Consider the following 8,509-nt stretch of genomic DNA (forward strand, 5'->3'; position numbering starts at 1 on the left):
TAACGCCCCGATCTTCACAAGCGCTGAGACCGCGACGGTCGCGGAGAATGCAACGGGCATCGTCTATACTGCGACCACATCGGACGCCGACGGTAGTGCCGTCACTTATTCGCTCTCTGGCGCGGACGCGGCGCTATTTACGATTGATACAAATACCGGTGTGGTCACGTTCCTCACAGCGCCTGACTTTGAAGGGCCCGGAGATGCGGGCAGCAATAATGTCTATGATGTGATTGTCACGGCGAATGACGGCACCACCACGACGGACCAAGCGGTCGCGATTACGGTCACTAATGAGAACGATAACGCCCCGATCTTCACAAGCGCTGAGACCGCGACGGTCGCGGAGAATGCAACGGGCATCGTCTATACTGCAACCACATCGGATGCCGATGGTAGTGCGGTCACCTATAGCCTGTCAGGGGCGGATGCCGCTCAGTTCACGATTAATGCTGCGACGGGTGAGGTGGCATTCCTAAATGCTCCCGATTTTGAGACCCCGTCGGATGTCGGCGAAAATAACGTCTATGATATTATTGTGAGCGCCAATGACGGCGCAGCCACCACCGATCAAGCGGTCGCCATCACGGTGACCAACGAGAATGACAATGCCCCGATCTTCACAAGCGCTGCGACCGCGACGGTCGCTGAGAACCAGACGGCAGCCTATACTGCGGCGATAACCGACGCCGACGGTAGTGCGGTCACCTATAGCCTGTCAGGGGCGGATGCGGCCCTGTTTGCGATTGATACACTTAGTGGTGTGGTTACATTCCTCACGTCGCCTGACTTTGAAGCGCCCGGGGATGCGGGCGGCAATAATGTCTATGATGTGATTGTCACGGCGAATGACGGCGCAACCACGACGGATCAGGCGGTTGCGATTACGGTGACCAATGTAAACGATAACGCCCCGATCTTTACGAGCGCTGCAACCGCGACGGTCGCTGAGAATGCAACAGGTGCTGTCTATATAGCGGCCACAACGGACGCCGACGGTAGTGCTGTCACCTATTCTCTCTCTGGCGCGGACGCGGCGCTATTTACGATTGATACCAATACCGGTGTGGTTGCGTTCCTCACGTCGCCAGACTTTGAAGCGCCCGGGGATTCGGGAGGCAACAATGTCTATGATGTAATTGTTACGGCTAGTGACGGCGCAACGACGACGGACCAAGCGGTCGCGATTACGGTGACGAATGAGAATGATAACGCGCCGATCTTTACGAGCGCTGCAACCGCGTCTGTCGCGGAAAACCAATCGACAGCCTATACCGCGGCGATAACCGACGCCGACGGAAGTGCGGTCACCTATAGCCTGTCAGGGGCGGATGCCGCTCAGTTCACGATTAATGCTGCGACGGGTGAGGTGGCATTCCTAAATGCTCCCGATTTTGAGACCCCGTCGGATGTCGGCGAAAATAACGTCTATGATATTATTGTGAGCGCCAATGACGGCGCAGCCACGACGGATCAGGCGGTCGCCATCACGGTGACCAATGAGAATGACAATGCGCCGGTCTTCACAAGCGCTGCGACCGCGTCTTTCGCCGAGAATGCAACGGGCATCGTCTATACTGCGACCACATCGGACGCCGACGGTAGTGCCGTCACCTATTCTCTCTCTGGCGCTGACGCGGCGCTATTTACGATTGATACACTTAGTGGTGTGGTTACATTCCTCACGTCGCCAGACTTTGAGGCGCCCGGGGATGCGGGCGGCAACAATGTCTATGACATTGTGGTCACGGCGGATGACGGTGTCGCGACGACGGCTCAGACCGTGGCTATCACGGTCACCAATGACAACATCGTTTCCGACCTCGACGGAACGAACGGATTCCAAATTAATGGGGTCAATGTACAGGATTATTCAGGTTATTCAGTGTCGTCTGCGGGCGATGTCAATGGCGATGGATTTGATGATTTGATCATTGGGGCGCGGTATGCTGACCCCAATGAGAATAATACTGCTGGCTCAAGTTACGTTGTGTTTGGTGGTGCGACTTCTCCCGGATCAAACGGTATATTTGACCTCTCTACGCTCGACGGATCAAATGGATTCCGGCTCGATGGGCTCGATGCAAACGACTACTCTGGGGGCACTGTAGCGTCAGCGGGTGACGTGAACGGCGACGGGTTTGATGACTTGATCATTGGCGCGCGTGCTGGCGACCCGAATAGCGCAGTTAACTCTGGAGAGACCTACGTTGTATTCGGTGGGGCCACGGCTCCGGGTGTTGACGGTGTGTTTGACCTGTCGACACTCGACGGCACGAATGGTTTCCAAGTCAACGGTGTCATAGCAACCGATGAGTCAGGTTTTTCCGTGTCGTCTGCAGGAGATGTGAACGGTGACGGGTATGACGATTTGATCATTGGCGCGCCTCTGGCTGATTCGAATGGCAATCCAAATACAGGGGTAAGTTACGTTGTATTTGGTGGGGCAACGGCTCCGGGTGCATCGGGAATGTTCGACCTTTCGACACTGGATGGGACCAATGGATTCCGTCTCAATGGTGTCGATGCAAGTGACTACTCGGGAGCATCAGTATCCTCTGCTGGTGATGTCAATGGTGACGGATTTGATGATCTAATCATCGGGGCGCGCTTCGCTGATCCGAACGGCGATAGTTATGCCGGAACGAGCTATGTTGTGTTTGGCGGAGCGACGGCTCCGGGCACGGCTGGTGTATTTGATCTCTCAGCGCTTGATGGCACCAATGGTTTCCGTCTTGACGGCGTTGATGCGGATGACATCTCGGGTTTTTCCGTGTCGTCTGCGGGCGATGTGAATGGCGATGGATTTGATGACTTAATCATCGGCGCTAACAGGGGTGATCCCAATGGTGATGCCAGCGCTGGGGAGACTTACGTTGTGTTTGGCGGGGCAACGGCTCCGGGAACAGCGGGCGTATTTGATCTCTCGACGCTTAATGGGACCAATGGGTTCCGCCTCGATGGGATTGATGCGTTTGATTATTCGGGCATTTCTGTGTCTTCTGCTGGTGATGTCAACGGAGATGGCTTTGACGATTTGATTATTGGCGCGCGCGGCGGCGCAACGACCGCCGGAGAGAGCTATGTCATCTTCGGAGCGGCCGTAGCGTCAGGGACAAGCGGCGTTTTTGATCTCTCGACATTAGACGGGAGCAATGGTTTTCGCATCGATGGGGTCGATGTGGCTGATCATTCGGGCATTTCTGTGTCGTCCGCAGGGGATGTTAATGGTGATGGGTTCTATGATTTGTTCATCGGGGCTTATGGGGGTGATGCGAACGGTAATAGTGCTGGCGAAAGCTACGTCATCTATGGCGGGGCGACAGGCACGGAAGACACAACAATTGTCACGTCCGCAGGCACGGAAGCCGCCGATAATTTCACCGGTAATGCGGGCAATGATGCCTTCACGAATATCTCAACCGATGACGTCGTTCGCGGCGGTGCGGGCGATGACATGATCACGGTCACTTCTCTCAACTTCGCCGATATTCGTGGCGGGACGGGCAAGGACACGTTGGTCTTGGACGGAGCGGGTNTATTGATCTCACGGGATCGGGTGACAATGCACTGTTTATTGATGCGCAGGCCGTGTTTGACCTGACGGAAGAGCGGAATAGCGGATTGGCAAAGATTGATGTACGAGGCAATTCGGGGGATGTTGTCGACCTGACGTTGGGTAACTTCACCTACGGGGGTCAGGTCACTGATGGCGGCGTGATTTACGATACCTATTCAGAAGGCAATGCCATCATACGGATTGAAGCTGGGGTTACGGTGGTCCTCCCGGAAGTGTTTAGGAAAACGATCTTATCTCTTGTGTCTGATGTTACGATCGACAGTCTCTTGAATTGGAACAACGGGTTTTCTCTCTCAGCATACGATGATGAGCCAATTGCCTATGACAAAGATATAGTCCTATTCGCGGACGTCTCGAGGCCGAACGCAACAACGGAATCGGCTTTCGAACTGGCCACGATAAAGAGTAATGTCCATGATGGGCTAACTCCTGCCCCAGTTGAGGGCGTTCTGGACAGAGCGGACCTAGTCTTTACGATTGAGGCTCCGATCAACGCTCTGCTGATCGGGGACGACACGCTTGAGGCCCAGTTATTCGCGGATGAGGCGATCAGCTTCGAAGACGACGCCGCCCTTGTCGCGGGCGTCTCAGGACCGAAAGCAACGCTGGGGCCGGCTTTCGAACTCGCCACGATAAAAAGTTGCGTCCATGTTGGGCTGAATCTGGAGGTTGATGTCGAGAGTTCGGGAGGTGACATTCCAAATCTGACACCAGTCACAGATCTGTCGTTAGAGGCAGATACAATGATCGAAAGTCTCCTGATCTGGGACCACGCGATTTCCCTCAGCGAGTTCGAGGATGGGCCGATTAGCTCCGGCATAGACGCGGGGCTGTTCACTATCCTTGGAGATGACCTCTTCGAAAGTCTCTCCGTTGAACCCGTGGGTGATGGGCAAGACCGTTTGGGCATCTTCGAGTCTTTGGGAGTTGATGATTTTGGCGTCGTGCCCGCTATAGAGCGATCACTTCCGTACGAAGAGATTTCACCAGAACTCCTCGACTTTATGGATGATCTTATGCTCTTCGTCGACGATGGTCTAAATATCGATACTGGAATGCCGTCGGATGCTTGATGAACAAACGAGTCGGAGCAAAAACTTGAATTCTCCCGGGTCACGGGAGGCCGCTTTTTCGGTCGATACCTCGCGCGGATTTGTCGAATGGTTGGAATCTAAGTCAGTCAGCCTTGGCGTAACGACTTATCAAGTTGGAAAAATCATCCTTTTCGGTGTCGACCGACAAGCTGACACCGCACCAAAGCTTTGGAGCTTTAATCGCAATATTGGCCGATGTTTAGGTATGGCCACGGATGATCAAGGGTTTTGGGTAACCAGTGATACGCAACTGATTCGGTTCAATAATTTGCTTGGTGACGGTCAAATCGGCGCCCTTCAAACGGATGCGCTTTTTGCACCACGGTTTTCCTATTTTACTGGTGATGTTGACGCGCATGATCTTGCTATTCAAAGCAATGGCGACCTCTTATTCGCGAATACACTGTTCAATTGCGTCTCGAAGCCCAGCAAAAACCATAGTTTCGAGCCGGTCTGGCGGCCGGACTTTATATCACGTCTCGCAGCGGAAGACCGATGTCATCTTAATGGCGTCGCGATACGCGATGGTGCACTCCGTTATGTAACGCTCGTCAGTCAAACTGACGTGTTCGACGGTTGGCGTGAGCACCGAGAAAATGGCGGGGTCGTCATCGATGTCCAATCTGGTGAGGTTATATGTTCGGGCCTTTCCATGCCACATTCGCCGCGATGGCATGCCGAGCGATTATGGCTAAATAATAGCGGAACGGGGGAGTTTGGTTATGTGGATGAGAAGAAGAAAGGTTTCGTGCCGGTGACTTTTTGTCCCGGTTATCTCCGGGGCCTTAGCTTCATAGACGAGACGACGGCCGTCGTTGGCTTGTCTTTGCCACGTGACAATAAGACCTTTCGGGGCCTTGAGTTGGATGACCGATTGAAAGATGCAGGCGTGTCAGCCCGTTGCGGCCTCTATTTTATTGATCTGGCCAGTGGTGATGTCATTCACTCTATGGTTTTTCATGGAGTCGTTAGCGAGCTGTATGACGTTGTGACATTCCCTGGCATCAAAAAGCCATCGATGATTGGGCCAAATACGCCGGATATTAAGCGGACATTGTCAATTCCGCCCGAGAGCCATCATGCGTGACACGCCGTCACTCAGTTTAATGGGTTGGCTAAGGTCGCTGGCTTCCGCAATTTCGGCCTATATCGCACCGATCTTAGGTTTTACGATCCTTGCCAACCTCCTTCTCTTAGTCTCACCCTTCTATATGCTTCAGGTCTATGACCGGATCCTGACCTCAGGGTCCATCGACACCTTAATTTGGCTGACAGTTATCTCCGTGTTTCTGCTCGGAATTTACGCTGCAGCGGAAGTAGGGCGCCGTCGACTTGCAACGCTCGCATCAGTCGAGTTGGACACAATCATTTCAGACAATATGTTTACTCATTTCTGCGACGATCCTCAGGAAGCAATAGAGATTCCGTCGCGATTGCGTTACACCGCACGCGTCAAAGGGTTTCTGTCAAATCAAGCCATTTTACCGTTTTTTGACCTTCCTTTTGCCCCGTTATTCATCGCGATCCTATTCGTAATTCACCCGTTGATTGGAACGATCGGCCTCGTAGGTGCGGTGTTAATGGTCGTCATTGCTGTGACGGCTGAGGGGGCGACGCGAGCAACATTTCTCGAAGTGAACCAGAAGGATAGTCAGGCATTCGAGCTAGCCTTGGGTCTCAGTCGACAGCGTTCAGCGATTGTATCGATGGGGCTAACGGAGGGGGCCTTATCGCGCTGGAAATCTATCCGTGAAGAGGCTCATGGTATAGCGCTGAACGGGGGGAGGGCAGAGGTCAGTTTTGCGTCGTCGGCAAAGTCCGTCAGGCAAATGTTGCAGATTCTTGTCCTGGGTGCTGGGGGGGCGCTTGCGGTCCAGCAACAAGTATCCCCTGGGGCCATCGTTGCGGGGTCGATCATTCTTGGGCGAGCACTGGCACCAATTGATCAGATTGTGGGGGGCTGGAAAAATATTACATCGATCCGTGAAGCCTGGGATGAACTCGGGGAGCGGGTTCTTCGCGTGAATGACGGGCGAGCTGATATGCCTCTGAGCCGTCCAGATCCCATTCTATTGCTGGACCGGCTTGCCATCGCACCCCCTGCGAGTGAGGAGGCATTGATCCGTCCGTTCCGGTTGCAGTTACAGGGCGGTACATTGGTGACGCTACTCGGCCCCATCGGTAGCGGTAAAACCAGTCTTCTTCAAACGGTTGTCGGGGCTTGGCAGCCGTTTTCCGGGAAAGTGGTCCTGGGTGGACGGGATGTTCACGCATGGGCCAGCGATGACCGTGGTCCATACGTCGGGTATGTCCCGCAGGGCGTCGAGCTGTTGCCAGGAACGATCGCCCAAAATATTGCCAGAATGGGTAAGGCAGAACCCGAAGCAGTCATATTGGCGGCACAAGAAGCGGGCGCACACGCCATGATCTTATCACTGAAGAACGGCTATGATACACTGATCGGCCCGTCTGCGACGGTGCCCCTGTCAGCTGGACAGACACAGTTGATTGGTTACGCCAGAGCGCTGTTTGGCGAGCCAGTACTGCTGATTCTGGATGAACCGACAGCAAACTTAGACAGAGATTCTGCAAAGCACGTCATCGCTTCTCTCAAAGAGAAGGCAGAACGCGGGGCGATCGTTTTTGTCGCAACCCATGATCGTGCCGTTATCGAACAGTCCGAAACTGTTCTCGCCATCCGCGAAGGTGGTGTGATTTCAGCTGACGCAAATCGTTATCTGGCGAGTTTAGACTCATCGGCAAGAAAAGACCCGCAGCAAATTTCGACGGGAGTGGGGAAGACCGCATGACGGTTGCGTCCAAGACCCGAATTCATCGTGACCCCTTGGTTCGGAAGATGTCTGTTATTTGCTTGATTGGCTTTGGCGGGTTTATTGTCTGGGCTGGATTTGCACCGCTGGAGGAAGGCGTCTCTGCGGCTGGAAAAATCATCGTTGAAAATGATCGTCAGCAAGTTCAACACTTTGAAGGCGGGATCATCGATCAATTGCTGGTCAGAGAGGGCAGTCTAGTTGAGGTGGGCGATACTCTCGTCGTTCTTAAGTCAACGGCGTCTCGGTCAAACCGCAATCAAGTCATTCAGCAATATGCAGCCAAGTCAGCGACAATCGCACGCTTGGAAGCGCTGAAAGAAAATAAGCCCCAACTATCGTTATCGGGCCTTGATGACTTGCAGTTGGACCCGACACAACTTGCGTCAATAATAAAGCGAGAAACGACATCTTTTGAACAGGAGGGCATCATGCTTTCCTCTGACATTGCGGTCCTCAGGGCCCGGATCAATACGGCACAACAGCTCCAGCGATCACGCACCGATGAAATCGAAATCGGCACGAGGGCCCTAAGTTCGGCAAGATCTGAGCGAAATGTCATTGCCGCTATGGTTGAGGAACAGTTGGCCCGGCGTGACCGCTTGACGGAAGTGAATCGTCTTGTTGCGTCTATCGAAGGAGATATCTCGCGGCTCGAAGGTGAGCGGGCAGATGCTATTGCCAATGAACGGGACCTACGCGCACAGATCGGTCAGACAAGAGCCCGTGCGGCTCAAAGGTGGGCGAATGAAATTTTACTGGCAAGCGCCGACCTTCAAGCGGCAAGAGAACAGTTGGAGGCCGCTCAGGATGTGGTCGAAAGATCCGTGATCACTGCGCCTGTTTCAGGTGAGGTGCTTAACCTGAAAGCATCGACGATCGGCGGAGTTATACGACCTGGCGATACACTCATGGAAATCGTCCCGGCCCTATTCGATGTTACGGCCTCCGTTCAAATTATGCCGGCTGACAGGCCGACCGTCTATGAGGGCCTCTTGGTTCGA

At 53.8% G+C, this 8,509-nt stretch carries 4 protein-coding genes and 1 pseudogene; all 5 read left to right on the forward strand.

Annotated elements, in window-relative coordinates; genetic code table 11:
- Nucleotides 1–1,789: 1,789 nt before the first annotated feature.
- Nucleotides 1,790–3,328: pseudogene (locus tag IE105_RS15785) on the forward strand (cadherin-like domain-containing protein); the annotation flags it as partial.
- Between the two features lie 263 nt (nucleotides 3,329–3,591).
- Nucleotides 3,592–4,653: a hypothetical protein gene (locus IE105_RS15125; RefSeq protein WP_189499722.1), complete on the forward strand. Its 1,062-nt coding sequence runs from the start codon at nucleotides 3,592–3,594 to the stop codon at nucleotides 4,651–4,653.
- Nucleotides 4,646–5,761 (forward strand): TIGR03032 family protein, encoded by a 1,116-nt coding sequence (locus IE105_RS15130; protein ID WP_189499723.1) that lies wholly within the window; start codon nucleotides 4,646–4,648, stop codon nucleotides 5,759–5,761. Before IE105_RS15125 ends, IE105_RS15130 begins: the two co-directional genes overlap by 8 nt.
- Nucleotides 5,754–7,484: a type I secretion system permease/ATPase gene (locus tag IE105_RS15135; RefSeq protein ID WP_189499724.1), complete on the forward strand. Its 1,731-nt coding sequence runs from the start codon at nucleotides 5,754–5,756 to the stop codon at nucleotides 7,482–7,484. The genes IE105_RS15130 and IE105_RS15135 overlap by 8 nt, the downstream gene beginning before the upstream one ends.
- A partial coding sequence (locus tag IE105_RS15140; RefSeq protein ID WP_189499725.1) for an HlyD family type I secretion periplasmic adaptor subunit occupies nucleotides 7,481–8,509 on the forward strand: 1,029 nt, incomplete at its 3' end. The genes IE105_RS15135 and IE105_RS15140, both read left to right, overlap by 4 nt.

Source organism: Algimonas arctica (genome assembly GCF_014652695.1).
GTDB lineage: Bacteria > Pseudomonadota > Alphaproteobacteria > Caulobacterales > Maricaulaceae > Litorimonas > Litorimonas arctica.